Below are 21,335 nucleotides of genomic sequence, written 5' to 3' on the forward strand. Positions count from 1 at the left end.
CTTTTATACATTGTCATAAGAAATTCTCCTTTATTATCCGTGCATTTCCGCACGTCTTTTAATTAGAAGTATATTCTAAAATTATTACGGTTTAATATTCTTACTTTTTGGTATATTGAAGTTTATATTTTCAAAATAATATAATTCCAGAAACGCCTTACACACATATTGTAAAATTCCAATATACGATTCACATGAACTTAATATACGGTTTAAATGAATCTTATATAGTGAATCTCACTTCACTATGGAGACACTGTTGAAACTTTACTTCAATAACTCTGTAGGAAACTTATAAACAACTAAAAAAGGACACACCTATAGCATATGTATGCGTAGGTGTGTCCTTTTCTAAGATAAATTTTAGAGTATTAACTTCTTTTTATCTCATCGTATAAGATAACTATTTAAATTTCAAAATATATAGTATAGAATAGGAACATTCGCTATATTTATGTATGAAAGGATTTTCGGAAATGGACTTGTTGCAAATCAAGAAAATGGAAAATTTAATTTGGACTATTGAACATAGTAGTGACCTCTCAAAAAGGTTTTACATAATAAAATTTTTTGATAGAGAAAATACAATTAAGCCAATTGAAACATTAGAATTTGGAAATAGAAATATCGACAAATTTGAATGGGTGTTTATTAATATATTTCCAAGGGTAGTAACAACTTATGTCCCTTCCACTGGAAGGAAACCTGATGAATCATTAATAGATACAACTAGAGAAAACAGTAAAGAATCACTTATTTTACAAGGAATACGAACCTACACCAAGTTTTGGTCATGTTAACCCCCACCCTTCTATAGCAGCAAATATAATTTTGCATAAAATGTGTTTTTTTGAGTTAAGGTGAATTCTATATGTAAATTCTTCTGAGAGTTTCATTCACATTGTATTGTTCGTTATTTGAAGAACAAGGAGTTTTTTATAATATACGATATATCAATTTTTAAAATGTATGCTTATACTTATTTTTTTAGGCATTTTATTCTCTTAAGAGCATCCACGCAAATACATGCTCTTAAGAAAATAAAAGTAGTACGCATGAGATTGAATGAATATTAAATAAAACACTTTGGATCTGGAACTTACCTTACACTTTGTTTTATATACATAAAAGAAGAGTAGAATATCCTTTTTTATTTTTAGATTTGCCTACTAACACTTCAAACAATCTATCAGGACGTTAAGTAGTGAATAGTTCAATTTAAGGGGATTGTTTTAGTCTCTACTAATTTAGCAGAAAATTCAGTTCCACATTTAACCTTTTTAAATTCTAGATGATTAAATCCTTGATTAGCGCCTCATCGGTTGAATCAAAAAGGGTATACACTTTAATACACCTAGTCCAACAAACGTAAATATTACTCCTACCAAATCAAACAAAAAAATTTGAGTAGCCCCCTATTTATTGCACTAATTATAACTAGAGCTAGCCCTTTCCTTTTCTTTAAATTCCTACTTTAACTAGAACATACGGACGTTAAGTGATATGAATTTATTTTATAATGGGGGGATTTTTCACCTTTTCTAAACAACTTATTATATTATTTTTATCTAATAAGGCACAGAAACAAATTAAAAAACTTTAGTGCTCCTGAAAATCTCTTGAGGAAAAACGTTTTTAGGGTGAAACGTTTTTCAGGGTACTTTTATACTGACTCTTTTCCTTAAAATGTTTCTGTACCTAATATTTAAATTAACTTATGTCAAAATATTTCGCAATACAAGCGCTAAATGCTACATGGATATATAGAAAATGACACTTTTTATGAGCATACCCCATCAAATACTTATATTAAATATAGAAAAGTTACCTTACTATTATTAAATTTGTTAAATTAAATAATGAAAATGGAGAATACTAACTTTATAATTGTCACAATTTAATTTATATATCTACTCTTTTATTACTCGTAAAAATCATTTGATAATTCCTTCAATATTAATTTATGAAATGCAGAGACCATCTAAAGCAACAATTTTCTTACATTAGATTGTTTTTCTATTTAATTTATTTTGTCGAAAAAAGTCGATATTTTCATATTTTTTTCATTTAATTATTGTACATTTGCACATTTAATGTTAGGATTATGCCTATTCAAATTAGATCCTATTGATTCCTCTTTAAGATTTCTTTATTTTATTTGTGAAAATTAGTTACTTTCTAGTAAATTCCCAGCAATAATACAGCAAACTACACTAATAATAATTCTAAAATTATATTTTCATCTCGTAAATTCATAAAAAGGAATTTAAGTCAAACTATATTTTCTATCTGTATATATTCATTCTTTATTCAAACATGATTAATCATAAGTTCTAACTCGTTAATCAAATTTAAATAACAATTTTGATTCTAAAATAAGTTCAAAATCAAAATAAATATATTGTTATTTCAAAATAATGTTGTAAACTATCTTTAGAATGGAAAGATTTATGTAACAGCATGTTAAGGGGTTACAGGGGGAATAAAAATGAGAAATTTTTTCGATGACAAGTATAAAAATATTGAATTAAAAAGGAGACTATTAAATATAATCAGTGAAATTAGTGAATTAAAAGGAAAATTAGCTGCTTATCAGGAACAAAATCCTGATATATTTACTAGCTTAGAAAAAACCATACCACTTCATTACATAAAAAACTTTACTACTACCTATGAAGATATAAAAGTCCCAAATAAAAGATTAAAAGAACTTATTTTAGATGATATAGTACCTCAAAATATTTCGGAAGATGCTATCTTTTGTTTTTATCAAACACTTACTTTTGTACATAAGAATTCCTGTGATTTATTAATCAATCCAGAGACTATACAGGAATTACATTTTCAATTAATACATTACATTACCTCTGACAGTGCCAAATGGCGCGAAAAACCGTTTACTATTCCAGGTATTCCTGAAAACGGAATGCACTTAAATAGTTACCGCATTCTTCCACATGAGCTTATTCCACAAGTAATGGAACAATTATGTGATCAATATAACTCATTAAATTCTAGTAAGGGCCATCATTCACTTTTATTAATAGCTCGTTTTATATTTAATTTTTATTGCATAGTCCCTTTTAATCAGGGTAACGGCAGATTGGCACTTATGTTAATGCAATTGCTATTAATTAAGAGTGGAAATACATTTGTAAAATATGTATGTCTGGATAAATACATTAAGAAAAATGAATCTGAATATTACAATTCGATTTATAAATCTTCGGTAAATTGGTACTGCGAGGAACATAATAGTAGCTTTTGGTTAAAAACGTTTTTAACTATTATATTAGAGGCGTACAAAGATCTTCATAATACAGTTCTAGATTCTATATGTAAGCATACTAAAGTGGAGAGAATTCAGGATTTTATCCTTAAACAAAAACAACCCTTTACTAAGGAGTGTATTCGTAACACATATCCAGACATAGCAGAGAGTACAATCAGTAAGGCTTTAAATTCCTTGCAATTGTTTGGCCATATTAAGCTAGTGACAAAAGGAAGAAATGCTAGTTGGATTAAAGTTTAACTATACTTGTAAAACACTTACAGTTCAAAAAAGAAAATTATAACTTTATCATTTAAATTCATGCCTTTGGACTCTTATTCATTGAATTTCACTTTAATATATTAAGCTATTATTACTAATTTAGTTATTTCTAATTCCTACAAAACACAAAACGGTTTATAGGAATATTTGTCGAAAAAAGTCGCATTTTAATATTTTTTCTTTATTTTCTGGTTGTAAACGTTTCATTTTCGTGTTACCATCTTAATCAAACAATAGATGGTAATAAAAATGAAAATATTTCTTTCCCTTAGAAACATATAAACGTACGGTCATATCAAGAAAATAAGGCCAAAGAAATATTTGATACCTATCCAAATTACCAATAGGAATTTTGCCGCATTAACTTTCTGTTATTTCAGAATAAAACTTCACATTTTGTCCCTAAACAAAATTTGTTAGCGTGCAAAATTCAAATACACTAAAACACCCAAATAAATGAAATGTCCTTTTTTATTGAGCATTGAGGTATGAAAAAATAATTCTTCCTACAAAATTCAGCTGAGTAACATAAAGACATCTAAATTACTACCTTTATCGCCATCTATTGTTGACAACATATTTACCAACTATTAAAAAGAACCTATCAAGGGTTCTTTTTTATTATAATCATTCAAATTTCACTTCTATCTTGATACTTAGATTTCTACACAAATTACATCTACTTTTTTACTCTCAATTATTGAATTTATAATATAGTACTTCAATTTTAGTTATTCTTGATCTCAATCCGTTTAAATTAGTGAATAAAATTCAAACATATAAAAATAATAACTACAACTAATCGTTATATATTAAAGAGGTGTCAATTTTGTCCTTAAATGAAAAGACCCTAGAAACAAAGACAGATAAAACCATTGAAAAAATCCAAACAAGTAACTTAAAAGAACTTAAAAATACATTAGATAACATCTTTGATATTAGTGCAGATTTGATTGAACATCCTTTGCAATTAAAAACAAACACGAATATTTTACTATATTATTTTGAAGGCCTTACAGATGGTGTTGCATTAAAAGGAAATGTTGTTACACCATTATTACAAGAAGTGAATGAAGACAGTCAAATATTTAATTCTAATATTATTGCTACTCATACCAAAATAGTATATACGTGGAATGAAATTAAAGAAGGATTACTTGAGGGACAATGTGTACTGTTTATGGAAGGAGAAAAGAGGTCCCTTCTAATAAATACAAAAGGCTGGGCAGAGAGAGCGATTCAAGAACCCATTTCAGAAGTTACTATTAAAGGCTCACATGATGGGTTTATTGAGAATGCTACAAAAAACATAGGCTTAATTCGTCGATATATTCCTTCTACTGAATTGAAAATTAAAAAATTGACAATTGGAGAACGCGCCACTTCTTTAGTCTATTTAATTTACTTAGGGGATGTAGCAAACGAAGATGTGGTCCAAGAAATAGAAACTAGAATCTGTAAAATTAAAACGGATGCGGTATTGAGCATTGGAGAACTATCTAATTTTACAAAGGATCAAAATTGGACTCCTTTTCCACAGGCTTATTTAAGTGAACGCCCAGATGCCATTTCTAATCATATACTTGATGGAAAAGTAGCAGTGTTAATTGATAGATCTCCTGGTGCGATGATTGTCCCAATGAATTTAATTGGATTTTTTCAGACTCCAGATGATTATAATATACATTGGCTCATTGCATCATTTTTTCGCTTATTACGATTTGCAGGATTTATTATAGCTATTTTTTTACCCGCAATTTATATTGCTATAGTCTCTTTTCACTTTGAAATCATTCCTTTAGATCTATACACTTCTATTGCAACGTCAAGAGTTAAAGTCCCTTTCTCTCCTTTATTGGAAGCTTTTATAATGGAAATCACACTAGAAATGCTACGTGAAGCTGGTATTCGCTTACCACAACCAATTGGACAAACAATTGGAATTGTTGGAGGGATTGTAATTGGGCAGGCGGCTGTTCAAGCTGGTCTTGTGAGTAACGTTATGGTTATTATCGTATCTATTACCGCCATTGCATCATTTATTGTTTCTAATTATGATTTATCAAGTTGTATTCGGCTTATTCGTTTTCCAATGATGTTATTGGCCTATTTTTATGGGATTGTAGGTATTGTTAGTGGATTAATGCTCTTATTTGCTCATTTTGTTTCACTAACTTCCTATGGTTCACCATATGGATTGCCAATTGCACCATTTCGTCTCCAAGAGTTAAAAGATTCTTTTGTAAGATTTCCTATTTCTATGATCACCACCCGCTCGAGTACAGGACAGCCGAAACAAAAAAAGAAAAAAGAAGGTGGTTCGCATGGGAAATCTTAAATTCCAAAGCATAACCTTATTCGAATATATTGTTTTCATTCATTCACTGCAACTTGCATCAGGTATGTTAATTATGCCAAGCCCTCTTGCCACTACCGCTGGTACAGACGGCTGGATTTCTATCATTCTGGGATGGATAATTACTTCTATAATTGGCGTAATTATTATATTAATGTTACAAAAAAATCCTAACAAAAATTTCTCTCAGATCTTAAATACATACTTTGGTAAATGGCTAGGGACAATTTTTCTTCTTTTATATGCCTTTTATCTATTTTTTGCTGGTTTTAATACTTTATTAAAGGCAACTGATATTGTAAAAGTGTGGATATTCCCTTCCACTCCTGCTTATCAAATCGCCATATTATTACTATTGCCTTTTATCATTTTAGCCCTGAGTGGGTTAAGGGCTCTTACTAGTTATTCTATGCTTGTTTTCTTCTTCACTACTTGGATGCCACTATTTCTTCTTTTTTCATTAAAAAGTAACTACAATCCTTTACATCTACTACCTATTTTTAAAGATGGCATATACCCTATTGTAAAGGCAACAAAAGAAACCATTACTCCTTATGCAGGCTTAGAAATTGCATATTTTATTTATCCGTTCTTACAAAAAAAACAAAAAGCCATAAAAGGAATACTAATAGCGAATACTGGAACCATGTTTTTCTATATATATGTGACTATTCTTTCTTATATATACTTTAGTCCGGAGGGGATAAAAGACGTAATTTGGCCAGTATTTCATCTGTTAAAAGGGGTTCGTTTTTCTTTCGTAGAACGATTAGAAATTATATATATCGCTTACTATTTGATTGTATTTTCCACTACAATATATCCGTATTTATTTTTCAGTTTCGAATCTGTAACCATTTTATTTCAAAAAACCGTTCGCAATTGGGTGCTAGTTGGTTTTATGCTATTAATAGTCGGCTTATTCGTTTTTCTAAATCCCGATGTGGATCAATATTTATTTATATATTCTCTTATGGATATCTTAAATATCATTTTCTTTATTCTATTACCAATCTTTTTTTTCGCTTACAGCATTCTTTTTACTTGGTTTACTAGGAGGAAACAGCTTTGATTCGAAAATGGATATGGATTGTAATCTGTTGTGTATGTTTAATTGGTTGTAGTCAGAGAATTCCTCTTGAGAAGGTTTCATTAATCCTTTTAATTGCCTTGGATAGAAACTCTAATGGAGACGTAAAGGTGGGCACAAGCATACCACTCTTTCATCATAGACAGCAAAAAAGTACTATAGAGAACTGGACTCAGGCATCAACTGTATATAATGGATTCAGTAAGATAGATACGAAGTTAACGGGCTATATGACAGCCTCCAAAGCTGAAATCATTTTAATTGGGAAAAAATTGGCCCAAGAAGCAAATTGGATGCAGGAGCTTGATTCTTCTTACCGTGATCCTTACGCTACCATTAATGCTAAAGTAGTACTTGTTGATGGACCTGTAGAAGAAATTTTCACAATTAATAAGCCCGATAAACCATCACTACCATCTTATATAAGTAGTGTAATCGAATCCTCCATTCAAAATAATCAATCCGTTTCTTCCACTATTCAACAATTAATGAGAGAAAAAAATGAAGAAGGAATGACACAAGCTGTTCCAGTTATCAAAAAAACAAAGAATGAAATTGACACGATAGGAATTGCACTTTTAGATCGACAAGGAAAATTTTTAACTCGTATCCCTAAAAAAGATGTTAAATTCTTCAATCTTATAAATAAGCCCAAAAATAAAGGTCGGATGATACTACACCTTGTGCTTCCTCCTAAAAAATCCAACAAAAAACCAAACACTTCTATCTTGGTACAGAATGCGACTAGGAAAATAGATGTTAATTTTCAAAAAGGAAAGTTTGTATTTAATTTCGATATAAACGCTAATGTAGCTGTAATAGAAAAAACTAACGTACATTTAATTAAGGAGCATTATGATAATAAAAAAAACATACATAATTTAGAAAATGAGGTTCAAAAAGAAATTAATAAGAAATTACAAAATATGTTGTATGAATTACAAAAGAATAAAATTGATCCTATCGGATTATCGTTATATGCTAGAGCTTTTCAATATAACGAGTGGAAAAAACTAAAAGGAGATTGGTTGCAAGCGTTATCAGAGGCTAAAATAACTGTAAAAACACACGTCAAAATAAAAGATACTGGGACCATTAGAAATTAGATTAGCCTATTCTTTTATTTGACAGCATTTCTCAGTCGAATTTCCCTTCCTCAATAATTATGATGTAAAAGACGCTAATTCAAAGAAAAATCTTTCGGTTAAATGCTAACCAATAGATTTTTCTTTTTTCTCTAACCAGTTCTTTTAAAAGGGCAACAATTTAACTACGGTAATCAAGTACAAGTTTCTAATTTAAGGAATTTAAGAACTTATAACTCTATTGCAGTAAACATGCCAGATACCATTATCAAAGCCGAAATTCCTAAGTTAAGGGGTTTCGGCTTTTTGAGTTCGTTCGAATATCTTAGTCTTAGTTTTATGTACTTTGATAGAATTGATACACATCAGCATATTTGTGCTTAATTTTATCGTTTAATGCGGCTTTAATAAATCATTTTTAGTTTATATATCCCATACTGATAGCAATTGAATTTTATTATTTATCCCCTTAGGATTATTTCAAATGATTCTATTTTCTTTCCATTTGACTCTTTTGATATATTTCAAATTTCTTGATTACATGTTGTATAGGGGAGCCCTTCTTTTTTCCACGTAAGAAATCCCCCCTTTAAATTAACTACTTTCTTTATATCAGCTTTTTGTAAAATGCTAGCTGCTATAGCGGAACGTAACCCCGTTCGACATTGTAAAACTATTGGACAATTTTTCGGTACATCATCTAGCCGTTCAAGTAGATTACCTAAAGTGATATGTATTGCATCATGAAGATGTCCTTCATCCCACTCTTTTTTACTACGCACATCGATAACCTTTACACTTCCATCTTTTATTAACGGATATAATTCATTTGATGTTTTTTCCTTATAAATCTCTAAACTATGGAATCTTTGAATTACCTTTGAAGGTGCAAAAGCAATAATATTATCTAAGCCAATGGACTCAAAGTCTCTAATAACTTCCTCCACTTTAACATTTTCCGCATCTAAAATTATTAAAGTTTCTTTTTTATAATCTAATATCCCCCCACACCAAGTTGTGAAAGAATTGTTATAAGGTATGTTAATTGACTTCTCGATGTGGCCAGCAGCAAAACACTCTACATCCCTTATATCAACTATTTGCTGAACACCTCTCATCACTTCTTGAAGTTCTTCTATTATATAAATAGCAGTAATCTCTCTCTTCTTACGAGTTGGTGGACCATACTTATTTAAATGCTTCATTAATGGAAAATACTTTGGAGGCTCTGGCTGTCCCGTCAATAAATTCGATATAAAATTATCTTCATCATTACATTGAAACGCCCAATTAAACATCTTTTCATAACCTAATGTGGAAGTTGGAATTGCTCCTAATGCTTTTCCACATGCACTTCCTGCACCATGTGTTGGCCATATTTGCAAATAATCGGGGAGTATTTTTATTTTTTGTATAGAATCAAATAATTGTTTCGCTCCTATTTTTGCGGTATCTTTAATACCAACAGCAATTTCTAATAAATCGGGTCTACCTATATCTCCTACAAATATAAAATCACCTGTGAATATTCCTATCGGTTTATCATTCATATAATTATTTTGACTTGTATCGGTTACTAAAAAGGAAATACTTTCAGGCGTATGCCCTGGGGTATGAATGACATTGAATTTTATATGACCAACCTTAAACTCTGTTCCCTCTCTAACCAAATTGTATCGGCCCTCGTTAAGATTTTGATATTTCCAATCACTATCTCCTTCATCTGATACATATAAATTTGCATTAAAAAGAAGGGAAAGTTCTCTAGACCCAGATAGAAAATCTGCATGAATATGAGTCTCAGCCGCAGCAATTACTTCCATTCCCTCTTTCTTAGCAAATTCTATATATTGTTCTATATAGCGGCTGGGATCAATAATAATTGCTACGCCTTCCTTCTGACAACCAACTAAATAGGAAGCATGAGCTAATTTTTCATCATAAAAATATTTTAAAAGCATAGCTATTCCCTCCAAATGCTTATTTCAAATTACTTCTCGGTTGTTACAACAACTCTCTATCTTTCCTTATAGAATCCCTTTCAACATCAAATTCCAATACATATAGGGCAACATATACCTTTTAAGTAAAAACATACTATACCGTTCTTTCGCTTGATTAAACGGAAACGTTTCTTGAGGCTCATGTTCATAGTTAAATTCAGCGAGTATAAGACTTTTATATCCTGTAACAATCGGACAGGATGTATACCCATCATAATTTGCCTGCAAGTCTCTTCCATTAAGTACGTCCAAAATATTTTGTTTTAAGACAGGTATTTGTTTTCGAATTGCCGCTCCAGTTTTAGATGTAGGTAAATTGGTACAATCTCCAAGTCCAAAAATATTCTTATATTTTACATGCTGCAAAGTATAAGGACTTATATCTACCCACCCCTGATGATCACTTATCTCACTTTCTTTAATAAAGTTAGGTGGCCCCATTGGTGGAACAACATGTATCATACTATATGGTACTGTTTCTCGTTTCAGTGTTTGCGTATCTTCAAAAATTGCTTCTCTCTTTTCAGCGATAATTTCTACTAAGTTTTTATTATAGTTCGTTATAATTTGCTTTCTTTCTAGTACTTGTTCTAATGTTTCAGCATAACGCGGTACCTGAAATATGTTAGCGTTCGCAGAATAAAACATTACTTCACTTCTGTTTTTCAAACCGCCATTACAAAAATACTCTTCTGCTAAATACATAATTTTTTGTGGGGCGCCACCACATTTAATAGAAGTGTTGGGGTGGGTAAAAATCGCATTTCCTCCTTTGAATTTTTCAATTTCTCTCCAAGTAGAATCAACATATTTATAAGAATAATTGCTACAAACCCCATTAGTCCCAATAGACTCCTTTAAGCCTTTAATACCACCCCAATTTATTTGTATACCGGCTGCTACAATAAGAATCTCATATTCAAGTAGCATTCCATCATCTAAAAGTATCTTATTTTGATCTGGAAACAACTTAACAACACTTTTAGGAATCCACGTTGCTCCTTTTGGAATAAGTGATTCTTGATCACGCATCGTACATTCCTTTGAAACAATTCCTCCCCCAACTAAACTCCATAGTGGTTGGAAGTAATGTTTTTTAGATGAATCGATAATAGCTATACTTTCTTTCAATAGGGATACATTTCGTAACAAATGTGCAGTAGAAGATAGTCCTGCAGTCCCAGCGCCAATCACAATAATTTTATAATTATCTCTGGTCTTCATTATCCTCTTCCTATCTGAATTTAATTTTTAAGTTAACTAATTATTAGCCTTATTTCATCGTAGTAACAATATTATAAGATAAAAATACTATTATTTTTTCTTATTAAAACGAATATTCCGTTAACTTTATCCGTCGATATTACTATATGCGTAAATCCCTTATGTTACTTCTTTAATTTGTTTCAAACTCTACAAACTTTACATTTCTCAATATTAGCCTGTATCCTATCTCACTTTAATGACATTACACTTCTATAAATAATGAAATGCAAGTTTCTTTGGTATGGTTTGTCCATCCTCCTTTTCAGGAGATAGACAAAAACAATCTTATTCCAATAGCTATATTACCTATTCTTTTTTGAATCTTTGTTATAAATATCTATACATGCATTTGAGAACGTCTTTGTTGTTTTTCCAGTCCCTCAATAATGTGAGAATTGCTATTACCATATTTCCCGTAGCCTTTGATTTATAGGGAGCTGAAAATAGTACATACCAACCCGACTGGAATATTGAACACCTCATAACAGGAGATACTTTCTACTTAACTCAACGTTTTGGTAGAGCGCATTTTGGTGCCAAAATGAAGATTTTCAAGGTTCACCCTGACGGTACTTTACAACGCTTTATTACAATTGAACCGGAATTTATTACTACGCCTAAAGGGTTAGAAATTTGGAGAACACCAATTACAAATGTATATACTAAAGGGACATATATTGCAGTAATTAAGTATAACGGAGAATTTACCTACTCAAATCATTTTCAAATTAATTAACTCTTTCCTACTCAGTAGCTAGAATTGATTAATTAGGTAGCTATGAAGAATTAAGATCTTAACCAGCTTCAATTGGATTTTAACTTTTTTAATATAAACACATTTTACTTTTAATAGAAGTAAGTTAACTATTATATCCACCTACTCTTCGTATGCAATATTGCATACGAAGAGCCTTAAATATTTTGGTATACTATGCATGTGGATTTTTCATCCAAAATTCCACCCAAACGCATATTTATGTATATGCCGACCCTAATTGCTAAAAGTGAGAAGAATGTTATTCATTCTTCTCACTTTTTTTATTTAAAATGTGTGCTTGTACTTAGGTCTTTAGATATTTTACATTTTGAATCTTAATACTAATCCACGTATGTGAATTTCCTTATAAAAATAAACTCCAAAATAGAATTAATCTTCCAAATTCCACCTATGGAGTCAGTTGTTTTCTAAAAAACATTCCAGCGTTTTTATCAATTGATTTTAGAATAGTTAAATAATAATACCATATACAAGCTCTGCATAAATTATTCATTTTCTTTTATATAATACCTACCTTTTTACTTCTGATAAATCATTAAACATTGGATTATATTTCACTTTTATATAAATAAAAGCCAAATAGCCGTTCATAATGAACGACTATTTGGCATCTTACTAATAATTTGAATGTTCTTCATGTTAATCTATTTTGTTTAATCCCGTAGAAGTAACTTGATAGGTTCTTTTTTTACCTATATATTCTTGTTTATTATTCTCAAGGTTAATAAGTGTAGCCCGTGTCTTTTCTTTTACTGCTTCCCCTTCTATATGGGTAAACTCGATATAATCTCCCACTTTGACTGGCACAGTTTGTCTTTCAGCAGTTTGCTGTCTATTTCCCACTATTTCCTTATTGGACACAACACTACCGGATGAATTCTGTACTTTGATACTTGCATACGTATTATTAAAATAAGAATGTGGTACGCCTGCTTCTAAATTCACCTGCATTTTCTCTGTTGCCCTATTATAATCTACTTTTGCGACTTCTCTATCACTATATCCCTTTAAAGACCAACCAAATTGATTTCCGTCTAAAACCGTTGCTTCTGGCATTTTTTCTACTTTCTTCAGACCTTCTTTTGTAACTTCGTACATTGCTTTTTTTCCAAAGCTCTCTTGTTTACTGTTGTCTACATTTGTGAAAGTAGCTCTATGCACACCTTCTAAATGTGTTAACTCAATATAATCTCCTACTTTAGCTGGAACTTTTTGCAATTCAGCATTTTGTTGTTTGTTTCCATAAATGTCTTTCTTGTATACTACTTTCCCTGATGCATTTTGTACTTTAATACTCGCATATGTTTCATTAAAATAATGATGTGGTACGCCTGTTTTTAAGTCAACTTGCATTTCTTCTGTCGACTTATTGAAATTGATTTTAGCAAACTCGAAATCACTAATTCCTTTTAGTGACCATGCAAATTGATTTCCGTCTAAAATTGTTGCTTCTGGCATTTTTTCTACTTTCTTCAAGCCTTCTTTTGTGACTTCATACATTGCTTTTTTTCCAAAGCTTTCTTGTTTACTGTTGTCTACATTTGTGAAAGTAGCTCTATGCACACCTTCTAGATGTGTTAACTCAATATAATCTCCTACTTTGACTGGAACTTTTTGCGATTCAGCATTTTGTTGCTTGTTTCCATAAATGTCTTTATTGTATACTACTTTTCCTGATGCATTTTGCACTTTAATACTCGCATATGTTTCATTAAAATAATGATGCGGTACGCCTGCTTTTAAGTCAATATGCACTTCTTCTGTCGACTTATTGAAATTGATTTTAGCAAATTCGAAATCACTAATCCCTTTTAATGACCATGCAAACTTGGTTCCTTCTAAAATATTATTTACATTAGGTATATCTGGTTTAATTGGATTAGAATCCGTCCCCTTCCAAATCTCTGCTGTTAAAGTTGGATACCCTAATGCAGCCACTTTTTGAATGGTATCGTTATTTGGACGTAATCCCCACTTCTCAAAGAAAGGTATCAAATTTTGTTTGGCTACTTTTGATGCCGAAATCATAAATAATTGTTTTTTATTTTCATCAGTTTGTGGAAGTTCACTTGAAGACATGTCTCTATACAATTGATGCAATTTAGGATAGAAGTCCTCTCCATATGCTAACTGTAGTTGCCAAAGCATAACAAGCTTAACAAAAACATCACTAACTTCGTCATAATTTTTATTAGGTTGTTCTAAGTATTGAAATGCCTTAGTATAAGCGCCCTCCTGTTGCAATCTAAAAGATTGATTAGATGTAAATGCTTTTTCTACAGAAAGGCTGTAAATATTATTTTGTACTTCTGTCATATTATAAAACTTCCAAGGTGATTGCTGTCTCAAATGCCCTGCCTCATGCCAAGGACCCCAGCCATCTTTTACAAATTTATTAATATCTAACACGTATTGGATTGCATCTCCTACATATGCGGTTCGATAAGAAGTTGCATACATATAATAATCGGGAGAATGATTTTCTTCTACGTAATGAATATAATGTTTATCTACTTGTTCCTCGGATAAACCAGCTACTTTGTCTTGAATTCGAGTAGCTTCATCCATCTTTTTTAAGAGTTGTACAGGATCTGTATTAGAACCTAACAAATATTTCTTAATACGTGCAGGGCTAGCCGTAATTAATACACGTTCTCCTTTTAACTCCACTGCATGTGCATTGGGATATTGGTCCAGCATGTTTATTAAATCTTGTTTCGTATGCTTTCCTAGTTCAAAAAAAGGAGTAGTCGTTCCACCTGTTGTGACTGTTGTTCGAATGGTACCACCTTGTTGTTTATTATAAAAATAAACCATCCCCCCATTTGGAGATTGGATTGTGTTTATACCAGGTTTTAATGTAAATGATTTTATTTTAGAATCTTCTCTCCAAGAAGCATCATACGAATACGTTCCAATGTATGCTTGAATATTTTGATTTCCTTCTACATTAATCGTTATTTGTTCATTTGGCTTTGCATATAAACCAGTGGGTTCATATGGACTAAATGCCATACTTTTTCTTTCCTGTTGTTTTAGTACCTCAACATCCCCTTTTCCTGGGACTGTATATGTTCTATTTTCTAATTTAACTGACTTTTCTTCTTGCAGTGATGTTGATAATTTTTTTTGCTGCTGCATTTCCTCTGCAAAGACATCCGGTGAAGAAATCATTCCAGTCGCAAGCATAGTTACTGTAGCAGTAGCTGCAAGTATTTTTCTAGTTTTATATTTTGAATTATTCCCCATATTATCTCCCTCATTTTTCCTTAGTGCATGTAAGGATTATTATTTTATTTATTATGTTTTTACACCGAAAATCATTTACGCTATTTATGTTGTATCTAATACTCTATTTTTTCTCATAATAATCTCCTTTTCTTTTTTTCTAATTGTTTATAAATGTTATTTGATGACACATAAAATAACAACTTTGCGATAAACTCATCAATAACAACCTATTATGTTTTGATTTAGTATTGTTAACTTCCATCTAATTGTATAAAAGTATTCAATTAGGAAAATAAGAATATAAAGCTCACTAATCATAGATTAGGTTTTGCGGAAAAATTCATAAAAATCATTCACCTTAAAAATTCAAACTTGTATAACTACTTTCTACATATAGGATGGAATTATAAAAATATTTCAATAAAATAAAAGACAGAGGCCTGATGATACCTCCGTCTTTTCAATTTATAAAGAACAAAAAATCATTTTATAACTGTATAAATGCCCTTGCAACAAATACTGTATTCCGCTATTTTTTTGAAGAAACAGGATCCATTTTTAATGTTTTTATCCCTTCTTTTAATGTAAACGCATCCGCTCTCAATGTTTTCCAACTATCTTTCGCTGCATTCAAATTAGGTTTTAGGAATTTGAATTTATTTTGATCCGCTTTTTGGGATGCTTTATCAATATGACTAAGCACTCCCGAATATTGAGAATCTAAATCATGCCATTGTGCAGACATATAGGTAAGTGCATTAATAGCCGATCCAATCGCATTGTGCATTTCATTAATATTATTATACGCAACACCAACTACACGATTTAATGTTACTTTATAATCTATAGTCTGACGTAATTGTGCCAACAACGGCTCTAACGTACCTAAATTATTTCTTGCTACCCCTATCATTACACCACCAGCAATCCACGTAGGAATTGAGGGAATTGATACAGTTATTATTCCATCTGATTCTACTTGTTTAAAATGTCTTACTTGCTCTAAAACTTCATTTAGGCGCTTTTCATCTTCATCAATTCCAGATGCTTGGTTTTTCAGAATCGAATGCAAAATATCTTTATGACCTGCAAATGCTCGGACATCTTCTCCAATACTATCTCTTAACTTAGCTAGTTCTTGTATTAAATTCTGTGTATATGCTTGATTTTGTTTAATCTCACCTTGTAAATCTGTCATGCCTTCTTTTAATGTGTCTGCATCCCCTTCATTAATCGCTTCTACTAATGTGTCATAATAATTGTCGAATTTAGTATCATACTCTACAATCCCCGTCAGTGTATCTAAAAGTTGTTTTTTTATGTGTGAATCCCATTTCGTAGCATGCTCTCTTGCATTCTTTTGATCTTGTAGAATTTGACTAGGTAGATTTGTATATCCTTTAATGTCAATGCCTTCAAAGTTAACATCTGGGTTTTTAATTAACAAATAAGAGTAATCATTCATGGATTTTGCAAATACCCCAGCATCTTGCAAAGCTTTTTTCATCTTTTCGCTGTTTACAGAAAGAGATATATCTTCGGTACTAGTTTGTTCCATTTTACTTTCACTTGCGAAGGCTGCCACTGGAGAAACTACAGTAGTTGTTGTCAGAGTTAAAAACGTCGATACAGCAAGTAGTTTATAAGGAAAGTTTTTATTCATTTTAATTCCTCCTATACATATATATTGATTTTTAATTTGTTTTTTCTTGTTTAAAAGCAATGTCTTTTGAAATGAATTCTGCATCCTTATGAATATCATTCCAACTTTGTTTTGCAGCCTTTAAATCATCAGGTATTAAAGAAAGTTTATGTTCTTGCATTTGGTCGATATTATCATATAGATCTTTATAATTCGCTCCCATCGTATTCCATTGTTGCTGAATACTTGTTAGAGACATAATTGCTTGATCAACTGTTTGATACAAATATGTTAAAGTGTCTTTTGTATTAGTAAGTGAAATAACTGCTTGGTTAGCTAAATCAGCTTTCATACTTAATTCTCCAATTTTATTCGAAATTTCATTATAGGAGTTCATATGATTAGATGCCTCAACACCAGCTGCTGTTCCTAAACCGATACCAGCTGCCCCTAGAGCTGTTAGACCACCAACAACAGCTGGTGTCGCTGTGCCACCGGTCACAACAATTACTACCGCTCCTGCAATCGTTCCAATAACTAAAATAGCTGCTCCTAATCCGCCACCAATTGACCAGGCTAATACATTATCAAAATGTGCTTTCTGCGTAGAACGTAAATTCTCAATTTCGGCCTGAAGTTGTGGGAATAGTGCTTGTTTTCCCGCTAATATAGCCGTTAATCCCCCTTGTCCATCTGGACCTCCAACATTATTTTTAAAATCTACAGTATTTGTATACAACTTTGTTTTGAAAGCTTCTAACATCTTAATAACTTCCGTAACTTCATTTGAATTTGTATGAATTGTACCGATTAAATCCCCTATTCCTTCTTTGAGGCCCGCCTTATCTTTCTTTTTTACAGTATCTACTAGTGTGTCGTAATAATTTTGAAATTGTTCATCATAATTTACAATATTACGTGCTGTCTTTTGAATGTTTGGCTTCGCTGTATCTAGCCAGTAATTTGCATTGATTCGTGACAGTTCCTGATTCAGGTGAATGTTTTTGATTAATTCTCCCCCTCCTGAACCTAAATCAATGTTGGATAAATTTACATTCGGTTGCTTAATCATTGTTTTTGCGTACAAATCCATTACAAGAATATGAGAGCCTGTTTCAGCCAACACTTTCTTTAACCCTTCAGGTCCTAACGCATAATTTTCTATTTTCTGTTCTTGTGCTGTCTGTTCTTGTGCAAGTGCGTGAATAGTACTACCATTCGTAGCAGTTATAACCGTTGCTAAAGTGGCCAAAGTTATGACCTTAAATGGAAATTTCATTATTTGATTCTCCTCCTTATTTTCAATTGAGTTATTATCTTTTTATTAAACCTAAATTCTTAATATTAAAATTTATAAACTTGTTCTTCGAGTTGATTTGTTACATTTTTTAGTCGTCTTAATGTATCTTTTTGAGACTGAGTGTTACTAGTATCAACTTCAGTCAATAATTTTGTAATACTATTATTTATTAGATTAAAATCCTCTTTATAACGTTTCATTAGCTCAATTTCTCCATCTACTTGATTAGCAAATGTATGCAAATCATTTTGCATGAAAAGAATCATTGATTTTTGTAAATCTGCTACTGTTAATTTAGTTGTTAAGTCATATAATTTCTGATTTTGTTTCTCTAAATCATTTAAATATACTCTTTGCTCTGCTGTTAGTTTATTAATTTCGGCAAAGGTACTATATGTTTTTTAAATTTTTTCAGGATCAATCACTTTCATAAGATCATACTCTTTCGTTTTTGTAACTGCAGCTGCAGCAATTTCACCTTTTTTACTTTTCTCTATCGCTTCACGTGCTTCTTTTTTGGCAGCTTCAATTTCTATAGCTGATTTTCCCTTTTCTGTTGCTTCCTGCTCTGCTTTCTTCTCTGCTTCTACAATAGTATTATTTATTTCTTTTCCTTTGTTATACGCTACTACCGCTGTTTGAGCAGCCGGTTCAATGATATCTTTTGATAGACTATAAATCTCTTGGAATACCTTTAGCCCTTGTTCATTTAAAGCTCCTGGTAATAATGCTATTTGCTCTAAATCATTTTGAATTGATTTTTTTGTATTTAGCATTTCATTTTTTAACTTGTCTATTTTTCCTGTTCCCTCTGAACTAAGTACACTCTGTGCTTTTACCACATCTGTATCAAGATTTTTCAGTTTCTTATCTACCTGTAGTTTAAGATCTGTTAACTCATTAATCTGACGTTGCACGTTTTCTTTGTTTGTTATAGTCATATCTTGAAGAACTTCCAGTCTATCTATAAACCCTTCTTTATCTTCCTTATTATCTACAAATCCTTTTAATGTTGGATAATAGCTATTAAATTTGGTTGCAAATCCTTTACTTTTTGAATTTAGTAGAATTAATTTTGGATATAGTTCTGATGACCACTCTTTCATATCTTGTTTAATTAGAAATTGAGTTGTATTTAAAGATGGAACTTCTTCAAGTTGCACATTCGGACTTGCTAAGGCTCCATCTATAAAGGTTTGTGTTAATTTGGAGTGTGCACCTATTTTTCGTAATGCTGAGGAAATATCTATATTATCTTGTTTCGTTTCTGCCTGAACGATTGGCATTGCGAGAGTATTGATAGGAATAGTCGCTCCAGTAACGATTGATGTTATTAAAAATCCTGTCATAATTTTATTCTTCATTCTGTACACCTCTTCACTATTGTTTTTTACAGTTTTAATCGTAAATTTTGTACAACCTAACGTTAGGATTTCATCACACACACTTGAGGATAGAAATTTTTTCGATAGAGTAATCGTATCTCGTTTTTTATTTATTTTTGATAGAATATAAGGACCTTACTTCCCCCTCATTTTAAACACTATGTTTTTCATAAGTAAACCTGAAAATCACATTGATTGAATTTAATTTTTCAGATATTTATTATTCGAATTTAAAAATATTATATTTAAAAAAGTTAAATACAAATTTCATTTCATAAAGTGAAATAATTATACTATGATAATTAAACATAAAAATTCTTTGATTCCCTTAAATCTATATGAATCCCTTACTTAAAAATGATTTCAATATAATTTAATAGTGATTAACACATATGTGTCTTTTATATGGATATGTAAAATTACATATCCATATAGGAGTATCTAGCTTAACTACTCCAAAATATTATTATCGTATACATAATAATCATATTGCTACGAACACCACAGGAGAAAATTTCCCTCATGCACTTTAGGGGATAAATTGTCCATGAAATAATAATTTTCGCTTATATACTTACTATTCATTATAGGAATACAAAAAAGCGATTCTTTTCACAGTAAAAAGAATCGCTTTCTAGGTTCCTATTTTCAATTACATTACATAAAGAATTGAGAAATTATCATTTAAGAGCCTTAACTATAACTTCAGCTGCATCTGCAATTAATTTATTATCATAGGTAGCTTCTTTCTCATCTTTACTAGATAAGATTGTAATGATAATAGGTGCCCTGTTCGGTGGCCAAACGATAGCAATATCATTTCGTGTCCCATAACTTCCAGCTCCTGATTTATCTCCAACTACCCAGTCAGTTGGTACGCCTGCACGAATAAGTTTGTCTCCTGTAGCATTTCCTTTCATCCACTCTGTAAGAATTTTACGTTTATCAGCTGGAAGTGCATTTCCGACCGTAAAAGCCTTAAGATTGGTAGCAATGGCTTTCGCTGTACTAGTGTCACGAATGTCGCCTGGAGTAGCTTCGTTTAACTCTGGCTCAAAGCGATCAGCCATAGTAACCCGATCACCCATCTGTCTAAGTGCTTTTTCATATCCTTTAGGTCCGCCTATTTTATTAAATAAAATGTTCCCGGCGGTATTATCACTGGAACGAACAGCCGCCTCTGCAATTTCCCCAAGTTTCATGCCTGTATCTACATGTTTCTCTGTAATGGGTGAATATTCCACCAAGTCGTCTTTCGTATAAGTGATAACTTCATTTAATTTCTCAGTTGAGTTTTGCTGTAGCAATACTCCTGCCGCTAATGCCTTGTAGGTTGATGCAAAGGCAAATCTTTCGTTAGGTCGATAAGCAATTGTTCGATTTGTACCAGTATCAATAGCATATACACCTAATCGAGCATCAAATTTTTTCTCAAGTTGAGAGAATTCTTTATACGTCGCATGATTTTTATGTTTAACTGGTCCGGTCTTTTCTTTCGCTTCAACTTGCAATGCCCCTCCTGTAAAAGCTTCTAGGCTTGTAAGACTTAAACCTAATATACCAACACATAAACCTATTTTTAACATCCTCTTGTTTTTCAAAATCATCATTCCTTTCAAATTTTCAATACTGAAAACAAGTAGTAA

Annotated in this window: 12 protein-coding genes and 2 pseudogenes; 7 read left to right on the forward strand and 7 right to left on the reverse strand. The window is 31.4% G+C overall.

The features are described from left to right. The first annotated feature begins 476 nt into the window (after positions 1-476). The 5 genes from B5P40_RS15965 to B5P40_RS15985 all read left to right on the forward strand — a co-directional run bounded on the left by B5P40_RS15965 (position 477) and on the right by B5P40_RS15985 (position 8,105). Positions 477-800: a hypothetical protein gene (locus B5P40_RS15965; RefSeq protein ID WP_002127477.1), complete on the forward strand. Its 324-nt coding sequence runs from the start codon at positions 477-479 to the stop codon at positions 798-800. Between the two features lie 1,688 nt (positions 801-2,488). After that, positions 2,489-3,532, forward strand: coding sequence for a Fic family protein (locus B5P40_RS15970; protein ID WP_002016992.1), 1,044 nt, complete (start codon positions 2,489-2,491; stop codon positions 3,530-3,532). A gap of 850 nt (positions 3,533-4,382) precedes the next feature. Then, positions 4,383-5,891, forward strand: a complete 1,509-nt coding sequence (locus B5P40_RS15975; RefSeq protein WP_113709441.1) for a spore germination protein — start codon at positions 4,383-4,385, stop codon at positions 5,889-5,891. Further along, entirely contained in the window at positions 5,878-6,981 is a 1,104-nt protein-coding gene (locus tag B5P40_RS15980; RefSeq protein ID WP_002109990.1) for a GerAB/ArcD/ProY family transporter, read from the forward strand. The genes B5P40_RS15975 and B5P40_RS15980 overlap by 14 nt, the downstream gene beginning before the upstream one ends. Beyond that, positions 6,978-8,105 carry a Ger(x)C family spore germination protein gene (locus B5P40_RS15985; RefSeq protein WP_113709442.1) on the forward strand — a complete coding sequence of 376 codons (1,128 nt, stop codon included), beginning with the start codon at positions 6,978-6,980 and terminating at the stop codon, positions 8,103-8,105. The genes B5P40_RS15980 and B5P40_RS15985 overlap by 4 nt, the downstream gene beginning before the upstream one ends. Positions 8,106-8,608: 503 nt before the next feature. Here B5P40_RS15985 and B5P40_RS15990 read toward each other — a convergent pair. After that, a complete protein-coding gene (locus B5P40_RS15990; protein WP_113709443.1) occupies positions 8,609-10,045 on the reverse strand; it encodes an MBL fold metallo-hydrolase in 1,437 nt (478 codons plus the stop codon). A 66-nt stretch (positions 10,046-10,111) separates the two neighbouring features. Continuing rightward, positions 10,112-11,311: an NAD(P)/FAD-dependent oxidoreductase gene (locus B5P40_RS15995; RefSeq protein ID WP_113709444.1), complete on the reverse strand. Its 1,200-nt coding sequence runs from the start codon at positions 11,309-11,311 to the stop codon at positions 10,112-10,114. Positions 11,312-11,834: 523 nt separating this feature from the next. Between B5P40_RS15995 and B5P40_RS16000 the strand changes: the two genes are divergently transcribed. Beyond that, positions 11,835-12,089 (forward strand): DUF5065 family protein, encoded by a 255-nt coding sequence (locus B5P40_RS16000; RefSeq protein WP_078177185.1) that lies wholly within the window; start codon positions 11,835-11,837, stop codon positions 12,087-12,089. A 681-nt stretch (positions 12,090-12,770) separates the two neighbouring features. On the opposite strand, the gene B5P40_RS16005 is transcribed toward B5P40_RS16000, so the two are convergent. From B5P40_RS16005 to hblC, 4 genes and pseudogenes are all read right to left on the reverse strand, one after another. After that, positions 12,771-15,380 (reverse strand): putative mucin/carbohydrate-binding domain-containing protein, encoded by a 2,610-nt coding sequence (locus tag B5P40_RS16005; protein ID WP_113709445.1) that lies wholly within the window; start codon positions 15,378-15,380, stop codon positions 12,771-12,773. 511 nt (positions 15,381-15,891) lie between these two features. Then, on the reverse strand, positions 15,892-17,025 hold the full coding sequence (gene hblA / locus B5P40_RS16010) for a hemolysin BL binding component B (protein ID WP_002016983.1): 1,134 nt from the start codon (positions 17,023-17,025) through the stop codon (positions 15,892-15,894). A 31-nt stretch (positions 17,026-17,056) separates the two neighbouring features. Next, positions 17,057-18,286: a hemolysin BL lytic component L1 gene (gene hblD / locus B5P40_RS16015; protein WP_142396323.1), complete on the reverse strand. Its 1,230-nt coding sequence runs from the start codon at positions 18,284-18,286 to the stop codon at positions 17,057-17,059. Between the two features lie 62 nt (positions 18,287-18,348). Beyond that, a pseudogene (hblC, locus tag B5P40_RS16020) lies at positions 18,349-19,668 on the reverse strand (hemolysin BL lytic component L2). Between the two features lie 607 nt (positions 19,669-20,275). On the opposite strand from hblC, the pseudogene B5P40_RS34365 reads away from it, so the two are divergent. Beyond that, a pseudogene (locus tag B5P40_RS34365) lies at positions 20,276-20,362 on the forward strand (undecaprenyl-diphosphatase); the annotation flags it as partial. A gap of 7 nt (positions 20,363-20,369) precedes the next feature. Here the strand turns inward: B5P40_RS34365 and bla are convergent. Then, a complete protein-coding gene (bla, locus tag B5P40_RS16025; RefSeq protein ID WP_419762247.1) occupies positions 20,370-21,296 on the reverse strand; it encodes a class A beta-lactamase Bla1 in 927 nt (308 codons plus the stop codon). Positions 21,297-21,335: the final 39 nt, after the last annotated feature.

Source organism: Bacillus sp. SRB_8, assembly GCF_003264205.1.
Taxonomy (GTDB): Bacteria; Bacillota; Bacilli; order Bacillales; family Bacillaceae_G; genus Bacillus_A; species Bacillus_A mycoides.

Coding starts and splice junctions, on each gene's coding strand:
- B5P40_RS15965 (WP_002127477.1), top strand. CDS start 477: ATGGACTTGTTGCAAATCAAGAAAATGGAAAATTTAATTTGGACTATT.
- B5P40_RS15970 (WP_002016992.1), top strand. CDS start 2,489: ATGAGAAATTTTTTCGATGACAAGTATAAAAATATTGAATTAAAAAGG.
- B5P40_RS15980 (WP_002109990.1), top strand. CDS start 5,878: ATGGGAAATCTTAAATTCCAAAGCATAACCTTATTCGAATATATTGTT.
- B5P40_RS15990 (WP_113709443.1), bottom strand. CDS start 10,045: ATGCTTTTAAAATATTTTTATGATGAAAAATTAGCTCATGCTTCCTAT.
- B5P40_RS15995 (WP_113709444.1), bottom strand. CDS start 11,311: ATGAAGACCAGAGATAATTATAAAATTATTGTGATTGGCGCTGGGACT.
- B5P40_RS16005 (WP_113709445.1), bottom strand. CDS start 15,380: ATGGGGAATAATTCAAAATATAAAACTAGAAAAATACTTGCAGCTACT.
- hblA (WP_002016983.1), bottom strand. CDS start 17,025: ATGAATAAAAACTTTCCTTATAAACTACTTGCTGTATCGACGTTTTTA.
- bla (WP_419762247.1), bottom strand. CDS start 21,296: ATGATTTTGAAAAACAAGAGGATGTTAAAAATAGGTTTATGTGTTGGT.